This window comes from Dyadobacter sp. SRI_021 (genome assembly GCF_057586235.1).
In genome coordinates this window covers 170,128-189,398 of sequence record NZ_JBYCZM010000006.1, presented here as the reverse complement: position 1 = coordinate 189,398, position 19,271 = coordinate 170,128, and the positions used below count along the sequence as shown (strand labels likewise).

The window sequence follows — 19,271 nt, the reverse complement described above, 5'->3', positions numbered from 1 at the left end:
ATGGCGTGCCTGTCTTGGTAAAACCTTCCCATGAAGCTGAGGCCCTACTTTTTATCAAAAGACTTTACAAAAATGTCCGCTTTTGAACGGCAGGCGTACCAAAACGGACAGAATATCTGAAAGCCGCACGCACTACCGAACCACGCCCTTGGAACCGTTTAATAACTAATTCTACAAACAAATAGAATTAGTAAGTAAATAATAATACACCAACCACTTCCTTTTCCAAACAATCTTTATCTCCATGAACATAGACAACGACAGACAACAAATTGAAAAACTGCGGCTGATCGTCCAGGAAGCGGAAAACACCGGCAACCTCGAAATGATGACCGCCATCCTCGCTGATGAGATCACCGTCATTGCTCCCGGTTCTCCGGTTATCCATACAAAAGCCGGCGGCGTTGAATTCCTCCGTGCGTGGTTCGATGCATTTTACATTCAGATATCCTACGAATCACAGGATATCAAGGTCCGCGGAGATCTTGCTTATGAATGGGCGATTTATCAACAGACTACTACCGACAAACAAACCGGTGAAAAAGCCTCGGAAACCGGCAGGATGCTTTGGATCTACAAAAAATACAACGGAGCATGGCTGCAACATTTCATCATCTGGAATACAGCCGCTTAAAGAATTTTATCCTCACAATAAATTAAAACACCATGTCTTATCTTCATGCGCCAAGGCTCGTGTTCACGGGCGATTTCCTGTCCGATGTCAGCACGGTCAACAACGACACGGCCCACTACAACAATGCCACCTTCCAACCCAACTTCCAGGACCCGGGCCAGGGTGCGACCAATGGCTGGTGGAATCCGGAAGGAGGCGCAGTTTTCGATTTTCAGAACTGCACGGTAAAGCAGATTTTCCTGCCGGATGGCATCACACAGACTTCGCAGTCCGACGACATTATTATTGGCCAGGCCGTAGCGGGTGCCGAAGGGCGCCCCACGGGTAAAATGGTAGACCTCGACCCGGATGCCCAGATGTACTCCGCATTATGGTGCGTCCAGCTCCGCATTTGCACGGCCAATGGCGACCTGCTTTTCAAAGGCGATATCACCACCACCTCGTTCCGCGATCTTCAAATGAGACAGCTCGATGGCGGTAAGAGCAACGGACAGCCGTTGGGGGCAACCTGGACCTCGGTGATTACCAACATCGAGTGGGGTCCCCTTGCGGAACAGTCAGTTTTCCTGAAAACATTGCGCGCGACTACGCAGAACAACACTCTTGCCATTAACATGAACCCGTTCGGCTATTATTACAGCCATAACGACGGCCGTTTTTCGCTGGGCAGGATCATCGGTTCTATCGGCCCTTATTTCGAAGGCGAGCCGCTCACTTTTGCGCCCGCGCGCAGGTTGTACGGTATCAACTATACGCCAAGCGCCCGCGGTACCTTTTTCAGCACGTCGAATTTCCTGGTAGAACCCGGTCCCAATCGCGTAAGCATCGACTTTGGGGCGAGCTTTCCGGTAGCCGATTCCATTGGCACGATTAATTACAAACAAGATCTCCGCCTGGCCGTCAGCAAAGTGCCGCAAACCGGCGTAGCAAGCCCCCAGACGCCCACTTTTTACATTAGTCCAAATGATTTTATCGAAATCGGGGCACTGGATTATCAGTCCGACCCGAATTGGCTTAACCAGACAGGCGGGATCGTTTCTTTCAGCAATTTGCCGGACGCGACAATTTCAGCACTGAGCAACAGCCAGTTGCTGTTAATTACACCATCGTCAAGCCGGCCGGAACAGTTTGCGATTATCGCACGCGAGGCCATCGACGGGCTCGTAGCCCGGGCCGATAATTTCATCCAGCGCCTGGATGACGGTCAGTCGGTGAATATCGATTTTTACGCCTACCAATGGGGCAAACCGCTCCCGGACACCGGCATCACAGTTACGGTAGACCCTCCCACCCCGGATACCCCCAAAGGCCCGAAAAGCCCGATCTCCGAAGTTTACGGCAATAATTTCCCGACAGACGGGCTTTCTTTCAACGGCCAGATCTCCACCGGCCCGGATGGCAAAGTACAAATGCCGATCACCGGCAACGCCATTTACAGCCCCAGGGTTTACATCGACGGGCAGATCTACTTCATCACCTACCAGACCGCAACCGTCGACCCGGCATTCGGTACGGAACAGGTCGTGGTGCACCTGCGGGACTATTTCGAGGAAATCGCGAACCCGGTTTGGGGTGATATTTCGGAGATGATGATCCAGTACAGCAACCTGTACCCGATTATGAGCAAATATGTTGTGAACCTGGCCGACCCTGTGGCACTCGCAGAGAAAAAGAAGATCCTGATTTTCGCTTTCTCGCGCGATATGAATGACACGATGCACATGCCGGTAACGCGCGACTTGTCGTCCACGAAGCGCAATACCATTCTCAACTGGCTCAACGACCCGCAAATAGCTCCAAAACCGGTGGTAAGATCCGAAGCCAGAGAGGCCGGGGCCGCCAATCCGGTGGCACCCGGCACAGCGCTGACCGACAAACAAATCCGTTACCGGGAAGCTGTGAAAGCGAAAAACGGGTCGTTCCCAGGCTTCTCCGCCACCAACGATTTGTTTGAAAATCTGTGATTTACGGTTTAAAATTCATTCACCATGCTACAAATAGATTCAAGATATATTGAGAAGGCATTGAGCGCCAATGACCTGGAAGAACTCTATCCGCTCGTTCAAAACGCCATTGAACTCGAACATTCGACGATCCCGCCGTACCTCACGGCGATGTTCTCGCTGCACCCGGGCACCAACGCCGTACAGCGGCAAATCATCCATTCGATTGTGATCGAGGAAATGCTGCATATGACCATCGCCGCGAATATCCTGAACGCCCTTGGCGGCCGCCCGGTAATCAACAGCGCCGATTTTGTACCCGAATATCCAGGCCCATTGCCGATGGGCATTGGTAACGGGCTCATCGTAGGGCTTGAAAAATACTCGGTGGAAGTGGTCAAAAATGTGTTTATGGAAATTGAAGAACCTGAGAATCCAATTGTTTTCAAATCGGTTAGTCTTGCTGAAATGCCCACATACAGCACGATCGGGCAATTTTACCAGGCCATTCAACAGAAGATCGAAGAACTGGCGCCGGATCAATTGCCGGGCGACAAAAGCAAACAAGTCACTTCCTCGTTCTTTCCTGACGACGAGCTTTTTCCTATTTATACCAAGCAAAACGCGATCGACGCGATTAACATCATCATCGAGCAAGGTGAAGGCACTTCCACCTCCCCGCTCGACCAGGAAGATGAACTCGCGCATTACTACCGTTTTGAGGAACTCTACAAGGGAAAGAGACTGGTAAAAGACGACGCCGCGCCGAATGGCTACTCGTTCTCCGGGCCGGCCATTCCGTTTTCGCCGGACGGTGTTTTCCCATTATTTCCCAATACCAAAACCAGCATGCTGCCCGTCGGCAGCGAGGAATGGAACCGGATGAACGAGTTCAATACGAGCTATTATTCTTTGCTTTCAGGGCTTCACACGACTTTCAACGGCCAACCCGGAATGCTGGACAATACCGTGGGCGTCATGTACGACCTCAAACTGACCGCCCAGAAACTGTGCGCCACGCCCTTCCCGGGCAAACCCGGCTACAACATCGCGCCATCATTCGAGTTTATCGTTCCTGCCGGAAGTTAGATAGCTTTTTGTTGTCACGCTCAGTGTGAGCGTGACAACAAAAAGAACTTACTTTCCTTCAAATGCACGTTTCAGCGGCGCTATTTGGAGCCTTTTCATGGGCATGAATGCCTGGGTTACCCGGTTGACCTGCTCGCGGGTGCCGTTTACCATCATTTCTTCGAGTTCAACGGGAGAAATTTGCCACGACACACCAAATTTATCCTTGATCCATCCGCATTGTTCAGCCTCCGGCACGGCCGATAGTTTCTGGGTAAAATAATCGAGCTCCTCCTGGTCATCGCAATTCACCACCAGCGAAATCCCCTCATTAAACCCAAATTTGTGCTGATGGGCGCTATCCATAGCAGTGAACCAGGAATCTTCGAGCTTGAAATCCGCGAACATGACGGTACCCGGCTTGTCCGGTGCATGACCTTCGGGATAGCGATGGAGTGAGCCCAGTTTGGATTTTTCGAAAACAGAACAATAGAAGTTGATGGCTTCCTCAGCCCTGCCGCATTGGTCGCCGACAAACAGCAGCGAGGTGATGATCGGCGGCCTCGGCTCTCCCTCGGCTTTTGTGAGGATGAGCTGCCACGAAACACCGTACTTGTCCTGCACCCAGCCATAGCGCTCGCTAAACGGGTATTCGCCGATCGGCATCAATGCATTTCCGCCGTCAGCCAATTTGTTCCAGACCTCGTCAATTTTCGCGCGTGCCGACTCCTTCGAACCGCCGAACAGCAACGGATCGAAATTGACCATGAATGAAATGGAAGGATTGGGTTTGAAAATCGGGCCGGCGCTGATGGCCATGAATTTCTGGCCCCAGAGCTCGAATATGACCATATCGGCATCGCCGGAAGGCGTATCTTCCATCCGTGTGACGCTCATCACCCGGGATTCCGGAAACACCGACGCATAAAACTCCGCCGCTTCTGCGGCTTCCTTATCAAACCATAAATGCGGGACGATTTTTTGCATGACCATTGGATTTTAGTGGATGATTCTAACGGGATGCACTGACCGGAGAGCCCCAAAGGTAAGAAAATCCGGGTTAGTAACTTGTTGCATGGATATGGGTACATTAAATTACAACACGAAATTTTGGCTCTCACCGACCTGAACGATGATCAACTTTACATGCATACAAAAATGGGCAGTCCTCGGCTGCCTGGGCCTCGCTTCCTGCGCGAGCTACCAGCGCAGCGACCTCTACTTCGGCCGGGACATTCCGGGCGGCGGGACCGTGAGCGAACAGCAGTGGAAGAATTTCAGCGACAGCGTCATTAGCAATTACTTTCCGGAAGGCTACACCGAATGGGACGCCAACGGCCGCTGGAAAGATACCGATACCCGACAAACGATCACCGAACCGACCAAGGTTGTGACATTTTTTGGCAAGAAAACCAGGCAAAGGAGCGCCGCCCTCGACAGCATTGCCCAGCGCTACCTTCGCCGCTTCCGCCAGCAAAGTGTGCTCCGCACCGATGTTAAGTCCAAAGTTAAATTTATCAATAAAACGCCCTGACCGGACAATCGTCGGACATTGAAAATCCACACGCATTCCGACAAATCGTTGGCACAATTTTTGGCTGTATTCAGGGTAGGAAATCAACAACTAACGGATAAATAGTATGAAAAAGATAATGATCACCGCCGCCATGGTATGCTTCTGCGCGACGACGGCAGCGTTTGCACAAAGTACCAGCAGTTCCACCGACAAATCGAAAACGACGAAGGCTACGGGGCAGGGCGTGCAAACACCTACACCCGAAGGCGAGAAAAAAAGCACCGACCAATCGGGTAAGCCCAACCCTACCGACCAGGTCGCTCAGAAAAGCAGCGAAAACGACGGCAGCAACCGCCCCGGAGGCGCCACCCATGAAAACGCCAACGACGTAGGCCGGTATTCCGACCGCGAAGACAACAATTCGATGCTGTTTTCCAAAGAAGCTATTGCGATACGCCGAAAAAACCTCACCGAACCGGATGTAACCGTGAAGGAAGGCAGCGGCTCTGCGCCTAAAAACACCAAAAACCACACAGGCACCACCGGCAATTACCGGAATCTGGCGACGCAAACCAGCGGCGTGCCATCAAGGGAATAGAACTGTGATTATCGGCATAAATAAAATCCCGGGAATAGTTTCCGGGGATTTTATTTACAAATTCAGCTGTTTTGGGATGATTTCAACTTCTCTAAAACCCTTAGAATCGTCCTGTCCTCCACCACATTGGATTCGTTGTCGTGGTTGTGAAATTCTTCCAGTTTGCGTTTGCGCTTCGTATCGCTGATGCCCCGCTCCACCTTTTGCCGGTATTCCTCCAACGACCGGCAATAGTAATGATTCAGCTGGATCGTATCCACGCTTACATCGGCCAGTGCCTCTTCGATGGGCACGAAATGTTCATTCACACAGGAATATCCCGGCTTGAATTTAAAACAATGCGATTTGTAAGCCGACTGCACAAAACGCGGCTGGACAATACTTTTAATATGGCGGTTAGGCGGGAAAGAAACCTCCGATCGCCGGGTAAAATTTTCCAGTTGGCTGCCGGCGGGTTTTTCAATATGATTATTCGAACCAAATATTAACCACGACAGCCCAAGGCCGCCGTAATTTTCATATTTTTCAAGTAATCGGGGCAAGCTTGCACTTTCATTTTTGGGTACGATAAACTCGTCCATATCAATGAATGCGATCCATCTCGAATTATAACCGAAGTTATCGAGGCAATGCTGGTAAGCTTTCACGTGCATATTCTGCCCGGGAATACGCGTAACCGTCACCCATTCGCTGTAACCAAGCGCGGCAATGGCATCCTGAACAGGGCTCTTGCTGCCATTATCATAAATATAGAAATGCTCGACCCCGATTTTCCGATGGTAATCCAGCCATTCGGCCAGGTAATCATTTTCATCTTTTACAATGCAGCAAACGGATAAATAATACTGAGGTTCAACAGATTGATCGGCATGGGAGCCACGGAACCGGGAAAATAAATTCTTAATCGAAAACATGATGGCTAATACGATTTTGTCGATGACGCGCGCCAAAGTTATGGCTTATTGATCGGAATACTCAACCCGGCTTTTACAATATCCAGTACGATACTCGTTTTAAAGCTCTTAACATTGTTGTTCCCGAAAAACAATTGCTGGGTCAGCTCTTCATATTCTTTCATGCTATAAACGACCAGTATCAGGATAAAATCCACATCGCCCGTCACGTAATAGCATTGCTGTACCTGCGGGGCGTTACTGAAAATCGCCTTAGCCTGTTTGATAATCTCCACCTTCTCCACTTCCATCCTCACCTCCGTAAGAATGGTGATCGGCCGACCCAGTTTTTCGGGGTCGAGCACCGAAATGTCCGCTCTGATCACGCCCGTTTCCCGAAGTCGCTTGATACGCCGCTGCACGGCAGGCGCCGACAGCCCGATCCGCTCCCCGATATCGCGCTGGGGCGTGGTGTTATCGGCTTGCAGGATCGCCAGAATGGAAATGTCGAATGAGTCGAGTGTAATCATAAGGATAGTGCAACGAAACAAAATTGCAAATTTGGCCCCAAAATCGAGGAAAAATTACGCCTGACCAAAATTAATTTTGCGCAACAATTTAATTCTATGCAAAGTCAAATGCGTAATCGGGCGGGGAAGGGAATCGCTATGGTGCTGATGGCCGCCAGTTTGTGGGGCGTATCAGGCACATTCAGTCAGTTTTTATTTCAACAGCAGCACATCAGCGTCGAATGGCTGATGTCGGTCCGGATGCTCATTTCCGGGATAGTCCTCGTGGCCATCAGCAAGGCCCGAAAAAATGCGGATACATTCGCCCCCTGGAAAGACAAACGCGATGCGATCCGTCTTTTGTCTTTCGGTATTCTGGGCATGCTCACCGTCCAGTACACCTATTTCGCGGCCATTAAACATTCTAATGCGGCCACCGCTACTATATTACAGTTTACCAGCCCTATTATCATCGCCGTTTACCTGGCGGTTAAGTTCAGAAGACCATTGCGGCCGCTCAACCTGGTGGCCATCGCCGTCGCCATGCTGGGTACATTCCTGCTCGTAACGCACGGAAAACCGGGCGAGCTCGCCATCTCGGGTACCGCGCTGGCCTGGGGCCTCGCCTCGGCCGTAAGCCTGGCGATGTACACCATCCAACCGGAATCACTGCTCAAAAGGTACCACGAAACCACCATCATCGGCTGGGGCCTCCTCATCGGCGGCATCGGCATCTCGCTCGTGCGCGCCCCCTGGCACACCGACGGCATCTGGGACATGCACACATACGCCTACACCGCATTCGTTATCCTTTTCGGCACGCTCATTCCCTTTTACGCCTACCTCACCGGCGTAAAACTGATCGGCAGCCAAAAAGCAAGTCTCCTCACCTCCGCCGAACCGCTCTCCGCCGCGCTGCTTTCCGTGAGCTGGCTTGGCGTGCCCTTCCTTCTGATGGACTATATCGGCGCCGGGCTGATTATCTCGACGGTATTCCTGCTCGCCATGGAGCGGGATGTGGCGTTGGAGCCACCAGTGGCGTAACATATTGAAGTGATATATGTAAGCAAAAGCCAGGCAATCAGGTTCCATTGGCCGGCTTTTGTTTGTATTTGGGGAGGCGTAAACAATGTCGGGACTACTTTCTGGATGCGCTGGTTTGCAGTTGTTCGGCCGGGAAACCGTCGGCTTTCAACTGCTCAAAACCGCCGATGTTGTAATAAGAGTGAAAACCGAGTGTTTTAAGAGTATCGGCCGCCTTCCCGCTACGGTTGCCGGAGCGGCAATAGAGGTATACCGGCTTGTTTTTATCGAGTTTGGCGATCTGCGCTTTAAAGTCCGGACCGTTGAAATTGATATTTCGGGAGTATTGCAAATGCCCGCCGTCGAACTCCTCGGGCGTACGCACATCCACGAGATAGGCCTTTCCGGCCTTGATCTGCGCCAACGCCTGCGGATCGGGTTTCACAATGTTTTGAGGCGCGGGATGTTGCGCCTGCACGGCCGCGACCGACGCCAAAAAGAGAATAATCAGAAAAGATAGCTTTTTCATGAGATAAAATAATCTATTATTTTTATAGATTTAATATACAAAACTAGGAAATTAAACTGCCCGTCAACGATTTTCACGCGGGGACGTATTCGAAAATCCGGCATTATACCAGCGGGCATTTTTCGACCGGCCTAGTTAAGCGACCGATTGGCAGTAATCAATGTATAGGTGTACAGCGAACGATATAGAATATACGAGCACCTATCTACTTCAAAATACCTACAAAGGCCGCTGCTTCCTTACGATGCTGAGCTTCACGCCCGCCAGCTCCGTCACCACCCGCACACAATGCCCGTGCTCGTAACTGTAAACACTCTCCTTCCCATTGGGCAGCTCCACGCTGTAACTGCCGTTTCCGAGCTTTCTAACTTTGCACATCGCCCCGAACTTCTCGGAATATACTGCCTGCACCTGCGCCGGCTCCTGGTAATACAGGCCCGTGATCGTGTGTGCAATCGGCGCCACGACCTCCCATTTCCGGTTACGGTCGGCTTTTTCGGACAAATCGAAGCGGTAATGCTGCGAGGCGAGCCGCGTGGTAACGGTCTGTTCGCGCCGCTTCCCATTCACGGTCTGCTCGGTCAGTGAACTATGCAGGGCGCCATCGGAAAACTGGTTTTCAGCGACAAAACTGCCGGAATAAAACGGTATGCTGAACTCCGCCTCGATCCGCTTGCGCAGCCGTGCGCCGTCGTCCTGCGGCAATACTTTCACCGACCCGATGGTGTGACCTGCCATCACCACATCGAATGTCGCGACCTGGGCGTTGCCGGCGAACGACGCCAACAGCAATAGTATCAATAGAATTTTCGGCATAAGTGGTCAGTTTCGAAGATGTGTAGCGAACAAATCGCGTAGCGATGTAATATTGGTAGATGTAAATAGATCAGATGACCCGAAAATCCCGTGAGGGATGCAACAGCATAGTGCCAAAGCCCTGTTATTACATGCCCAAAAGGCACTAGCAGAATGTTCCTCTATCTTTATTTGATTTTAAATGACCGAATAGTCAAAATGTAGTCAGGTATTGTCATTGATGGTCAGAAATTGTTGTACATACATGTTTAAAAATAATGTGTATGTAACAAAGTCAAATCTGACAACATCTGACTATTCCTGACCATACCTGACCATTCACTTCGACAGCTCACTCCGCTGGTCGCTCGACTTGAACAGCGGGTAACCCAATTGCACGTACCACGGCTCTTCCTGGTAGTCTTCGAGGCCGATGTGTTCCGAAAACTGCCTGGTGATCTTAGCCGTACCAAACAGCATATCCCAGATAAAGAACATGTTGCCATAGTTCCCGTTGATCACCCCGATGCCATCGGCGTCGGTGGCGGCGTGGTGTGCGTGGTGCGTCGCTGGGGTCGAAATGGTACGTTCGAGGACCCACATCAGCGGATGAAGCCATTTGATCGCGTAAAGCGGCTTGTCCCAGCGCACGCTCGAGTGCGCAGAGATACCAATCAGCGCCTTGAAAAAATACCCTATCAGGAACGCCTGGCCGAAGCCGAGGAATATCAGGACCGTCGAAACGATGCGTGGGGGAAAGAGCAGCAGGTACACCCAGGAGTTGCGGCCGGTGAGGAACACGCTCATTTCCGGCGCACTATGATGCACACGGTGGCCCTTCCACAGCCACGTGTAGGTATGCGCGGCACGATGCCACCAGTATTGCGTGAAATCTTCGAGTAATGCAGTAATGAGCACGCCCGCCCACAGCGGCACGGCTTCGAATACATTATAGTAGTCGGCGAAAAAATAGTTGAGCACGTAAGCCGAGAGCAGGAAACTAAGCGGCCGTGTGATGACGCTCGACAGGAAAAGTCCCGCAAAATTGATATACCACTCATTTTTAGACCATTTTTCACTTTTGTAGAGACCTGTAAATGCTTCCGCAAGGCTGATCACCGCGAAAAGGATGAGGATTTCGTAATAAATATGGCTGTCTGTGAACTTCATGTTGCATAGAAAGTCTGTGTCGCGCGGCTGGCGGGCGACGTATGGATAATGGGAAAAACGAGGCTTACCGGAAGGCTCCGGCATGCAGGGACTCAGCTAGCAACAACAACAGCCTGCTCCGTAAGAAACAAGCGGTACAACATTGGCACGACGGCCGGAGAAAGGGGCACTATGGGCAGTTTTAATCGAACGCATATGCGATGTCGTTAAGAAATGGACACAGCTTCGGGTGGTTCTCAGCTCGATTGGATGATAAGGTTGCATGCAAAGTTAATGTAACAGCCACCTAACTTCCAAGCATTTGACTGAAAAAGTATTTAAAATCTATGGATTTAATAGAATTATATCAAAACCGTCTCTGTGAGAGCCTCGGAAAACGCCCATAACTCGCGTGCGAGTGCGCGGCTTTTCGCTTTGGGGGAAGACCTGGCCGGTTTTCCATCCGCGAAGTACTGCCCCGTTACGTCGTTCAGCTCCGGTGCTGTGGCCACGTGTACAATGCCCGTAGCGGCTTGTTCAGGAGTGCGGAAAAACGGCTTGAAAACCTTCATAAACCATGCGGTAGCGCCGTTGCCGTCACCGCCGAAACTACTCGAAACCGTTCCGGGATGCACAGCATTGGAAGTGATGCCAAATGGCGCCAGCCGTTCCGAAAGCTCGTTGGAAAAAAGGATATTGGCCAGCTTGGAGCGGCCATAAATCACCAGGTCGTGGTAATGCGGCGGATTGGCCAGCTTGGCAGTCTGGTACCTGAATGCAAAGAAATGCGCCTCGGATGCGACGTTCACGACCTTCGCAGATTCAGCCGCCTTGAGCAAATCGATCAGGCCGGTGGTGAGCACAAAAGGTCCCACGTGATTGGTGGCAAAAGTCATTTCGATACCGTCGTCGGTCGTTTCGCGATGCTGAACGATGAGCCCGGCATTGTTGATCAGCAAATCGATCTGTGAATAATTGTCCCGGATCTCATCCACGGCCCGTTTGACGGACGCAATGCTGGAAAGGTCGCATTGGACAAAGCCGGTACTCACACCAGGTCCGATTTCCTGTTGCAGCTCGCGGGCCTTCGCCTCGTTACGGGCTACCAATATCAGATCATAACCCTTTCGTGCGAGTTCGAGGGCGGTAAAACGGCCGATGCCCGAAGTGGGCCCGGTAATCAGTGCTATTTTACGCATTGAATTCAATGAAAATGTCGCAAGTAATGCTATCGGAAATAACGGTGGCTCTGGCGCCTAAGGTAAGAACGGAACCCGATATATGCTCCAATCGGGGCTGCTTTTTTCTATCTTTGGTAAATGCATACCGAATTCGAACACTACATGGCCTCCCAATCCGGCCTGCCCGCCGGGACGATCAGGCAGATCAGCAGCCTGGCTACCCTGCGCCGCCTGCACAAAAACGAGGCGTTGCTCACCGCCGGGGAAATATGCCGGCACAAGGTATTCATTGCCAGCGGGCTGCTCCGGACTTACCATATCAAGCCGGATGGCAACGAGCATATCCTCCATTTTTCGCCCCAACACACCTGGACGCTCGATGTCGAAAGTTACGACAAGCAAGCCCCGTCGCTGGTGAATATAGAAGCGGTGGAACGGAGCGAAGTATTGCTTTGGGCCAAACCGGACTTTGACAAATTGCTGAGAGACGTCCCGGAACTCAAAACGTTTTCGGAACGGCTCATTTCCCGTACGATCTATAACAACCGCAATCGTATCCTGACTATTCTGAGCGGCACTCCCGAAGAACGCTATGCCGATTTTGTCAATACCCATCCCGACTACCTCGCACGCCTGCCGCTCCGAATGATAGCCGCTTACCTCGGCATTTCCCTGAAAACCCTCACACGCATACGCCACGCGCAGCTGCAACGCGACGCTCAAAGTATGGTCAAATGACCTTGCTTGTCCATTAGCGTCCTGTCAATTTTGCATCAAACAAAATTGAAACCAACATGCGTGTATTTGTAACAGGGGCCTCGGGATTTGTGGGCTCCGCCATCGTAGACGAACTTTTGAAAAACGGCCATGAAGTACTGGGGCTCGTCAGGTCAGAGAAGTCAGCAGGACAACTGGCTGCCACCGGCGCTACGCCGCTGCTGGGCGATGTGAACGATCCTGAAATACTCCGCCGTGGTGTGGCCGGATCCGATGCCATCATCCACACGGCTTTCAACCACGATTTTTCCCAATTCAAGGCAAACTGCGAAGCCGACAGGAAAGTCATTGAGACATTAGGCCAGGCATTGATTGGCTCGGGAAAGCCGCTCGTGGTCACCACGGGCATAGGCCTTTTGCGCTACCACCGGCCCGTAACCGAGGACGACGCTGTGAATGCAAAGTCTGACGAAATCCCACGCGCCGCTACCGACGAGGCCGCGAATGCCGTAGCAGCCCAGGGCGTGGATGTTTACCTGGTGCGCCTGCCCCCGAGCGTGCATGGCGCCGGCGACCACGGTTTTGTGCCTATGATCATCGAGATTAGCAAAGAAAAGGGTGAATCGGCGTACATCGGGGACGGCGGCAATCAATGGCCTGCCGTGCACCGGCACGATGCCGCGGTGCTGTACCGGCTGATTGTGGAGCAACGTCCGGCGTTGAAAGTATTGCACGCTGTGGCCGAGCACGGTATTCCGTTCAGGGAAATCGCAGAGGCGGTCGGTACAGGTCTGGGCCTGCCTGTGGTAAGCAAAACCGGTGATACGGCGGCAGCCCACTTTACCTGGTTCCAGCATTTTGCGGGCATCGGCTGCGTCGCATCCAGCGAAAAAACCCGCCAGGCGCTGGGTTGGCACCCGAGTGCACCGGGATTGTTGGAAGACATTGCGACGGCCGGCTACCTCCCCGCTTCTTAGCGCCCTCCAACATTCCGGAAACAGCTTTCGAAAAGTTCATGTGTTAGCCGCCAAACCTTCGCAACCGCAACAGGCTGACAATGCGACGAAATAGATTTTCACTATTGAATTATAGAATTAATCAATTTTGACAATCAATTTCAGTATTATACCTTTATCCCGCTGCACAAATACCAGAGGCAGGCAATATGGTTTAACACATGAACTTATCGTAATGGAAAACGGATCAAACGACATTAGCAAATGTCCATTTCACAATGGGACACTGAATCACAATGTAGGCGGCGGCGGTACCAGAAACCGCGACTGGTGGCCAAACCAGTTGAAATTGAACATTCTGCGTCAGCATTCGTCCCGCTCCAATCCGATGGGAGAACAATTTGATTACGCGGAAGCGTTCAAAAGCCTCGATCTGGAAGCAGTTAAAGCAGACCTTCATGCACTGATGACGGATTCGCAGGATTGGTGGCCGGCCGACTTCGGGCATTATGGCCCCCTGTTCATCCGTATGGCGTGGCACAGCGCGGGTACCTACCGTGTGTTCGACGGCCGTGGCGGTGGTGGTTCGGGCCAGCAGCGCTTTGCTCCGTTGAACAGCTGGCCGGATAACGTCAGCCTCGACAAGGCCCGTCGTCTGCTTTGGCCTATCAAACAAAAATATGGCAACAAAATTTCCTGGGCCGATTTGATGATCCTAGCAGGGAACATCGCACTCGAATCGATGGGCTTTAAAACATTCGGCTTCGCCGGTGGGCGTGTGGATGTGTGGGAAGCCGACGAAGACGTATATTGGGGATCGGAAACGACCTGGCTCGGTAACGATCGCCGCTATGCACACGGCAAGCCGGGTCTCGACGAGCAGGGTGTAGTATCAACCGACGAGGATCCCAATGGCCGGACCCATTCCCGCCACCTGGAAGAACCGCTCGGCGCGGCGCATATGGGCTTGATTTATGTAAACCCCGAAGGACCGGACGGTAACCCCGACCCCATTGCTGCCGCACATGACATCCGCGACACATTCGGGCGGATGGCTATGAACGATGAGGAAACCGTTGCATTGATTGCCGGCGGCCACAGCTTCGGTAAAACGCATGGTGCGGCCCCTTCCGATCACGTCGGAGCAGAGCCCGAAGGTGCGGACCTCGAACATCAGGGCCTGGGTTGGAGCAACAGCTTCGGTTCCGGAAGAGGCGCCGACACCATCACCAGCGGTTTGGAAGTGATCTGGACCACCACTCCTACCAAATGGAGCAACAACTTCTTCGAAAACCTGTTTGCGTTCGAATGGGAGCTGACCAAAAGCCCCGGCGGTGCACATCAATGGGTGGCCAAAGACGCCGGCGAGATTATCCCCGATGCGTACGACAGTTCAAAAAAGCACCGTCCTACGATGCTGACCACCGATCTCTCGCTGCGTTTTGACCCGGTTTACGAAAAGATCTCACGACACTTCCTCGAAAATCCGGACGCATTTGCGGATGCATTCGCCCGCGCGTGGTTCAAACTCACGCACCGCGACATGGGCCCACGTGCCCGCTATCTGGGTCCGGACGTACCAGCGGAAGTGCTGATCTGGCAAGATCCGATCCCGGCGGTTGACCACGAACTGGTAAACGACAGCGATATCGCCGGTCTGAAAGCCAACATCCTCGCCTCCGGCCTGAGCGTTTCCGAACTGGTTTCGACCGCCTGGGCTTCGGCTTCGACGTTCCGTGGCTCCGACAAGCGCGGCGGTGCAAACGGCGCGCGTATCCGTCTCGCTCCGCAGAAAGACTGGAAAGTGAACAACCCGGCACAGCTGCAAAAAGTACTCGGTATACTGGAAAGCATTCAGCAGGCGTTCAACAGCACGCAGTCAAGCGGCAAGAAAATTTCACTCGCCGACCTGATTGTATTGGCTGGTGCAGCCGGCGTAGAGAAAGCCGCGCAGGACGCTGGTCATGCTATTATCGTTCCATTCATCCCCGGCCGGATGGACGCGACACAGGAGCAGACCGACGTCGAATCCGTGGGCTACCTGGAACCGATCACCGACGGTTTCCGCAACTACCGTGGTGTGAAATCCAGCGTGATGACCGAAGAGTTGCTGGTGGACAAAGCGCAGCTGCTCACACTTACCGCTCCTGAAATGACTGTGCTCCTGGGAGGTTTGCGGGTATTGAACACGAACTTCGACGGTTCCAAAAACGGTGTATTCACGCAGCGTCCGGGTGTGCTCACCAACGACTTCTTCGTGAACCTGCTGGATATGAACACTTCCTGGAAAGCGATGGGACCGGATAGGGAAACCTACCTGGGAACCGACCGCGCCAGCGGCCAGCCCAAATGGACTGCTACCCGTGCCGACCTCGTATTTGGCTCGCATGCCGAACTCCGGGCGATTGCCGAAGTGTATGGCAGTTCCGACTCGGGCGATAAGTTCGTCAAAGACTTCGTGGCGGCATGGAACAAAGTAATGAATCTCGACCGGTTCGATCTGGCCTGATTCGTCAATTCACCTTGAACACAGCCGGCCGGGAGTGACTCCCGGTCGGCTTTTTAATTTCCGCGTGACAGCAAAATCCTCAGCTTTTCGTAATCAATTTTGGAGTTGTGCCGCGGGTCCCGCGGAATTTTAGAAACAAAAACAATTTCCCCGAATGCCTCGGATAATGACTTGATCGCTGCCGCAACGGCATTCCGTTGAGCGCTATCACCCAGCTCGATTATTGCTGTAAGCTGACCATCCAACTGCATCACCGTGCCCATTTCCACACCGTTTATGGTCTGAAACTGATTCTCAAACAAGAATGTCGACAGCAGTCCATCCGACGTGTGGATAAGCGAGGTACACCTGCCGGTCAGGAAGAGGTTCCCATTCAGGAAGCCGCTATCACCGGTTCGATGCCAGCATTTATCTCCTGTAAAAATTTTATTGCGTTTCAATGCCTCCGGGTTATTCAGGTAATCCCGCAGTACATGCTTTCCCGAAACGATGATCTCCCCGATCTCGCCTGACGCGACTTCGAGTGCGGAAAGTGCCTCTTCATTCGTTGCAGTAATGTTATCGTCGCTGATCGCGATGATTTTTATGGTCGCCGCCGGCTCCACTTTTCCTACATTCAGCCCCCTGCCCAGTTCGGAGGCAATCAGCTCATCGACGGTAATCATACTCATCGGTTCCGCTTCGGTAGAACCGTACACAATGCCGATATGCGCCTGTGGGAACGCATCACGGTAAAGGACGGCTTCCGCCGGGAATACAGGCGCGCCGCCGGTCAGTATTTTTTGTATGGTATTTAAAACCAGTCCACTACCCTTCAGGTACCGCGACATTTGCCTGACAAAAAACGGCGAAGCAATGATGGTAGTAACGCCTAACCCCCTAACCTGCGCCGCGATGCGCTCGGGCTTCATGGTATCCGGCTTCCGTGGATTGAAATCAGCGATCACCGAAGTGACGCCGGCGCCCAGGTTAATGAGCAAAACAATAGGCAAAACCGGCATACAAATATCCCCCGGGCCCGGATCGATGAGCGGGATCAGCGCCTGGAACTGTTCAAAAAGCAAGCCATGCGTCCGGATGGCCGCTTTGGGTGTGCCAGTACTGCCGGTTGTAAATGTAATGAGGGCAACATCGTCCCGCTTAGTTTCAGGAAACGGCAGAACGGTCCCATCCGTATTGTATTTCAAACCCAAATGCAGCGGAATCGACCGCAAACCGGGTAAAAGCCGGGCCAGGACACGTCCCTTGAACGTCCCGATAAATGCGGCGCATTGCGCCAGCCGGCAGCATTCGACGAGCCGTTTCACGCTCACCCATTCGTCGAGGAACACCGCCACCGCCCCGATCCGGAATAGTGCCAATACGGTCCGGTATAAGTCGTCGCTCATGGGGACGAACACCAGCACGCGGTCGCCCTTGCGGATACCCTTGCGCAGAAAATGGGCGGCGGTCTGTGTTACCGCCGTTTCCAGCGCCCCGAATGAAATACGCTTTTCACGATAAATAATCGCGGGCTTGTCCGCATTGACGCGTGCGGCCTCGTGAAAAAGGTCGGTGATGTTGAACCGGTCAGGCAAGGTGTTTTCCATACAAAACGTAGCTCCTGTAATGGGTACCGGAGAAATGCGTGGACAATTTCGTGGAAGTGCCCTGCTCGTAGATGAACGAATGAATGGCACTTGTATAACCTAGTTCCACGGCTTTGTGATAAATTAAGTTGCCGATCACGTGCCCCAGCCCCCTCCATTCCGGCGCCGGATGCCTGGCCAGGGTTTTGACGATCAGCGTTTTATTTTGAGTATTGTAAAAATCATGAATGCAGAAAAAATAGCCGACCAGGTTACCCATTTTATCCTCGGCCATTAGCGTAAGTTCGGGATTGATATAGACCTTTGTTTGCAAATACTTTTTCAAAAAGGCCTCCCTGCTGATGGGCGTATAGAGAAAATTCGTCTTGAAAGCCAGCAGGTTAAAATCATAAACCCGGTTAACTTCCGCTTCAAAGTCCGAAAGGTCTATCGGTCTGATGGTCACTCCCTGCGCCTTCAATTCTCGCTCCCGGGCCACTAATTCGGAGTGATCCAGCTCCATACCGCGGTCGATATTGCTGTAATAATGCGCGATCGGTTCCAAACCAGCCGCCTGGAATTGCCGGTTGTAGTACAAGTGATGGTGAGGTTCCGTAAAAAACAATGGATTGGTATGATCGGCCAGAAAGCGGTACCCCTCCCAGGTGCTGCCATTCATAGGGCCTATTAAAAAGGTACCTCCCCAGCTTTTAACAGTGGAAACAATATGCGCCAGCAACGCCGAAGCATATTCATCCCGGTCGGCGCATTCGTAATTCCCGACCGAAAAAGCATGCTGCCCGGCATACCGCATCAGCGGATTGTCGTAAATACTCGCTCTCGCAACGACATTTTCGCCGTCCCTTACCAAAAAACAGGCTCTCAAAAAGTCGGTCGGAATCGTTTCCGGTGTTTTGAGCCGAATGCTGCCCGTCGGGTAAATACGCCCGGGCAAATCCGTAAACAAGTGAAAATCCGGATTGCCGGGGCCAGTTTCAGTGATCGTGATCATCATATCAGACAAAGGGTTGATACCACACTTGCGGGAATAGTAAAATTATCCATTCCCCTGACACCCAGCGCCTCGGCGATCGTTGCCATCAAGGGAACCACCAGGATCAGCAGCATCCCGGAATGTGCGCCATCGAATGCCGAAACAGTAACGGCCGTCACCAGCAACGCGCTTGCAAAAAATGCCAGCGAACCAGCCGCCGATTTGCCGCTCCCCATTATCTGGTACTTCCCGAACGGAAACCGTTTCCCGACCAGCGCCGCCACCGGGTCGCAAATCGCAAGGACCAGGATCGGCAGGTAGAAAACGATCAGGCCCCTGTCCGCCATTTGAAATACCAGAAAAAGCAGGTAAACAATGACAGGAAACAGGATGCTGCCGTACGAAAAACGATCGATTGCGTTGATGGAAGGCAGCCAGCCGAATTTCAGACTAGCCAGCAGGATCAACAGAAAACTCGCACAAAGGAACAAAACCTGCCAGTGACTGACCAGCACGACAGGGAAAAGTAATGTGAGCAGTCCAGTCCCGATGTGTACGATCTTGCGCGTCCATTCGGCCCCCAACTTTCCGAAATGGTACAGTAGTTCGGCCACACCAAAAAGTAAGAGAAAACAACAGGCGAGAATAAGCGGAGGGATGATTTCTTTCATAGCTATATAATGCGGCGG

At 52.4% G+C, this 19,271-nt stretch carries 19 protein-coding genes; 9 read left to right on the top strand and 10 right to left on the bottom strand.

What is annotated here, in order from left to right; genetic code table 11:
* The first annotated feature begins 244 nt into the window (after positions 1-244).
* From AC2YIT_RS19820 to AC2YIT_RS19810, 3 genes are read left to right on the top strand one after another with little or no spacing between them, the layout of a single operon-like run.
* Positions 245-634 carry a YybH family protein gene (locus tag AC2YIT_RS19820; protein WP_430849576.1) on the top strand — a complete coding sequence of 130 codons (390 nt, stop codon included), beginning with the start codon at positions 245-247 and terminating at the stop codon, positions 632-634.
* A 32-nt stretch (positions 635-666) separates the two neighbouring features.
* Complete coding sequence (locus AC2YIT_RS19815) at positions 667-2,598, top strand: hypothetical protein (protein ID WP_487280307.1); 1,932 nt, start codon at positions 667-669, stop codon at positions 2,596-2,598.
* Between the two features lie 24 nt (positions 2,599-2,622).
* The gene (locus AC2YIT_RS19810; RefSeq protein WP_487280306.1) at positions 2,623-3,666 is read left to right on the top strand and encodes a ferritin-like domain-containing protein; all 1,044 of its coding nucleotides are present in this window, start codon (positions 2,623-2,625) and stop codon (positions 3,664-3,666) included.
* Between the two features lie 48 nt (positions 3,667-3,714).
* Here AC2YIT_RS19810 and AC2YIT_RS19805 read toward each other — a convergent pair whose 3' ends face one another.
* Entirely contained in the window at positions 3,715-4,632 is a 918-nt protein-coding gene (locus AC2YIT_RS19805) for a VOC family protein (protein WP_487280305.1), read from the bottom strand.
* A 145-nt stretch (positions 4,633-4,777) separates the two neighbouring features.
* Here AC2YIT_RS19805 and AC2YIT_RS19800 point away from each other — a divergent pair, with 145 nt between their 5' ends.
* Both AC2YIT_RS19800 and AC2YIT_RS19795 read left to right on the top strand, forming a co-directional pair.
* Positions 4,778-5,179: a DUF3574 domain-containing protein gene (locus tag AC2YIT_RS19800; protein ID WP_487280304.1), complete on the top strand. Its 402-nt coding sequence runs from the start codon at positions 4,778-4,780 to the stop codon at positions 5,177-5,179.
* A 106-nt stretch (positions 5,180-5,285) separates the two neighbouring features.
* Entirely contained in the window at positions 5,286-5,759 is a 474-nt protein-coding gene (locus AC2YIT_RS19795; protein WP_487280303.1) for a hypothetical protein, read from the top strand.
* Between the two features lie 62 nt (positions 5,760-5,821).
* On the opposite strand, the gene AC2YIT_RS19790 is transcribed toward AC2YIT_RS19795, so the two are convergent.
* Positions 5,822-6,673: a glycosyltransferase family 2 protein gene (locus tag AC2YIT_RS19790; protein ID WP_487280302.1), complete on the bottom strand. Its 852-nt coding sequence runs from the start codon at positions 6,671-6,673 to the stop codon at positions 5,822-5,824.
* A gap of 38 nt (positions 6,674-6,711) precedes the next feature.
* Positions 6,712-7,182, bottom strand: a complete 471-nt coding sequence (locus AC2YIT_RS19785; protein WP_487280301.1) for an Lrp/AsnC family transcriptional regulator — start codon at positions 7,180-7,182, stop codon at positions 6,712-6,714.
* Between the two features lie 108 nt (positions 7,183-7,290).
* On the opposite strand from AC2YIT_RS19785, the gene AC2YIT_RS19780 reads away from it, so the two are divergent.
* On the top strand, positions 7,291-8,205 hold the full coding sequence (locus AC2YIT_RS19780) for a DMT family transporter (protein ID WP_487280300.1): 915 nt from the start codon (positions 7,291-7,293) through the stop codon (positions 8,203-8,205).
* A gap of 94 nt (positions 8,206-8,299) precedes the next feature.
* On the opposite strand, the gene AC2YIT_RS19775 is transcribed toward AC2YIT_RS19780, so the two are convergent.
* From AC2YIT_RS19775 to AC2YIT_RS19760, 4 genes are all read right to left on the bottom strand, one after another.
* Complete coding sequence (locus AC2YIT_RS19775; protein ID WP_487280299.1) at positions 8,300-8,713, bottom strand: rhodanese-like domain-containing protein; 414 nt, start codon at positions 8,711-8,713, stop codon at positions 8,300-8,302.
* Positions 8,714-8,932: 219 nt separating this feature from the next.
* Positions 8,933-9,529 (bottom strand): DUF6134 family protein, encoded by a 597-nt coding sequence (locus AC2YIT_RS19770; protein ID WP_487280298.1) that lies wholly within the window; start codon positions 9,527-9,529, stop codon positions 8,933-8,935.
* A 318-nt stretch (positions 9,530-9,847) separates the two neighbouring features.
* Positions 9,848-10,678 (bottom strand): sterol desaturase family protein, encoded by an 831-nt coding sequence (locus tag AC2YIT_RS19765; protein ID WP_487280297.1) that lies wholly within the window; start codon positions 10,676-10,678, stop codon positions 9,848-9,850.
* A gap of 341 nt (positions 10,679-11,019) precedes the next feature.
* Entirely contained in the window at positions 11,020-11,856 is an 837-nt protein-coding gene (locus AC2YIT_RS19760) for an SDR family oxidoreductase (RefSeq protein ID WP_487280296.1), read from the bottom strand.
* Positions 11,857-11,976: 120 nt separating this feature from the next.
* On the opposite strand from AC2YIT_RS19760, the gene AC2YIT_RS19755 reads away from it, so the two are divergent.
* The 3 genes from AC2YIT_RS19755 (at position 11,977) to katG (ending at position 16,020) form a co-directional block, all read left to right on the top strand.
* Positions 11,977-12,576, top strand: a complete 600-nt coding sequence (locus tag AC2YIT_RS19755; RefSeq protein WP_487280295.1) for a Crp/Fnr family transcriptional regulator — start codon at positions 11,977-11,979, stop codon at positions 12,574-12,576.
* 56 nt (positions 12,577-12,632) lie between these two features.
* Positions 12,633-13,532, top strand: a complete 900-nt coding sequence (locus AC2YIT_RS19750; protein ID WP_487280294.1) for an SDR family oxidoreductase — start codon at positions 12,633-12,635, stop codon at positions 13,530-13,532.
* A gap of 214 nt (positions 13,533-13,746) precedes the next feature.
* On the top strand, positions 13,747-16,020 hold the full coding sequence (gene katG, locus AC2YIT_RS19745) for a catalase/peroxidase HPI (RefSeq protein WP_487280293.1): 2,274 nt from the start codon (positions 13,747-13,749) through the stop codon (positions 16,018-16,020).
* 53 nt (positions 16,021-16,073) lie between these two features.
* On the opposite strand, the gene AC2YIT_RS19740 is transcribed toward katG, so the two are convergent.
* From AC2YIT_RS19740 to AC2YIT_RS19730, 3 genes are read right to left on the bottom strand one after another with little or no spacing between them, the layout of a single operon-like run.
* Complete coding sequence (locus tag AC2YIT_RS19740; RefSeq protein ID WP_487280292.1) at positions 16,074-17,609, bottom strand: AMP-binding protein; 1,536 nt, start codon at positions 17,607-17,609, stop codon at positions 16,074-16,076.
* Entirely contained in the window at positions 17,590-18,603 is a 1,014-nt protein-coding gene (locus AC2YIT_RS19735) for a hypothetical protein (protein ID WP_487280291.1), read from the bottom strand. Before AC2YIT_RS19735 ends, AC2YIT_RS19740 begins: the two co-directional genes overlap by 20 nt.
* Positions 18,600-19,253: a diacylglycerol/polyprenol kinase family protein gene (locus AC2YIT_RS19730; protein WP_487280290.1), complete on the bottom strand. Its 654-nt coding sequence runs from the start codon at positions 19,251-19,253 to the stop codon at positions 18,600-18,602. Before AC2YIT_RS19730 ends, AC2YIT_RS19735 begins: the two co-directional genes overlap by 4 nt.
* Between the last annotated feature and the right edge of the window lie 18 nt (positions 19,254-19,271).

What these genes read in the sequence shown, in the direction of transcription:
- AC2YIT_RS19820 (WP_430849576.1), top strand. Translation starts at nt 245, where the DNA reads ATGAACATAGACAACGACAGACAACAAATTGAAAAACTGCGGCTGATC.
- AC2YIT_RS19815 (WP_487280307.1), top strand. Translation starts at nt 667, where the DNA reads ATGTCTTATCTTCATGCGCCAAGGCTCGTGTTCACGGGCGATTTCCTG.
- AC2YIT_RS19810 (WP_487280306.1), top strand. Translation starts at nt 2,623, where the DNA reads ATGCTACAAATAGATTCAAGATATATTGAGAAGGCATTGAGCGCCAAT.
- AC2YIT_RS19805 (WP_487280305.1), bottom strand. Translation starts at nt 4,632, where the DNA reads ATGCAAAAAATCGTCCCGCATTTATGGTTTGATAAGGAAGCCGCAGAA.
- AC2YIT_RS19800 (WP_487280304.1), top strand. Translation starts at nt 4,778, where the DNA reads ATGATCAACTTTACATGCATACAAAAATGGGCAGTCCTCGGCTGCCTG.
- AC2YIT_RS19795 (WP_487280303.1), top strand. Translation starts at nt 5,286, where the DNA reads ATGAAAAAGATAATGATCACCGCCGCCATGGTATGCTTCTGCGCGACG.
- AC2YIT_RS19790 (WP_487280302.1), bottom strand. Translation starts at nt 6,673, where the DNA reads ATGTTTTCGATTAAGAATTTATTTTCCCGGTTCCGTGGCTCCCATGCC.
- AC2YIT_RS19785 (WP_487280301.1), bottom strand. Translation starts at nt 7,182, where the DNA reads ATGATTACACTCGACTCATTCGACATTTCCATTCTGGCGATCCTGCAA.
- AC2YIT_RS19780 (WP_487280300.1), top strand. Translation starts at nt 7,291, where the DNA reads ATGCGTAATCGGGCGGGGAAGGGAATCGCTATGGTGCTGATGGCCGCC.
- AC2YIT_RS19775 (WP_487280299.1), bottom strand. Translation starts at nt 8,713, where the DNA reads ATGAAAAAGCTATCTTTTCTGATTATTCTCTTTTTGGCGTCGGTCGCG.
- AC2YIT_RS19770 (WP_487280298.1), bottom strand. Translation starts at nt 9,529, where the DNA reads ATGCCGAAAATTCTATTGATACTATTGCTGTTGGCGTCGTTCGCCGGC.
- AC2YIT_RS19765 (WP_487280297.1), bottom strand. Translation starts at nt 10,678, where the DNA reads ATGAAGTTCACAGACAGCCATATTTATTACGAAATCCTCATCCTTTTC.
- AC2YIT_RS19760 (WP_487280296.1), bottom strand. Translation starts at nt 11,856, where the DNA reads ATGCGTAAAATAGCACTGATTACCGGGCCCACTTCGGGCATCGGCCGT.
- AC2YIT_RS19755 (WP_487280295.1), top strand. Translation starts at nt 11,977, where the DNA reads ATGCATACCGAATTCGAACACTACATGGCCTCCCAATCCGGCCTGCCC.
- AC2YIT_RS19750 (WP_487280294.1), top strand. Translation starts at nt 12,633, where the DNA reads ATGCGTGTATTTGTAACAGGGGCCTCGGGATTTGTGGGCTCCGCCATC.
- katG (WP_487280293.1), top strand. Translation starts at nt 13,747, where the DNA reads ATGGAAAACGGATCAAACGACATTAGCAAATGTCCATTTCACAATGGG.
- AC2YIT_RS19740 (WP_487280292.1), bottom strand. Translation starts at nt 17,609, where the DNA reads ATGGAAAACACCTTGCCTGACCGGTTCAACATCACCGACCTTTTTCAC.
- AC2YIT_RS19735 (WP_487280291.1), bottom strand. Translation starts at nt 18,603, where the DNA reads ATGATGATCACGATCACTGAAACTGGCCCCGGCAATCCGGATTTTCAC.
- AC2YIT_RS19730 (WP_487280290.1), bottom strand. Translation starts at nt 19,253, where the DNA reads ATGAAAGAAATCATCCCTCCGCTTATTCTCGCCTGTTGTTTTCTCTTA.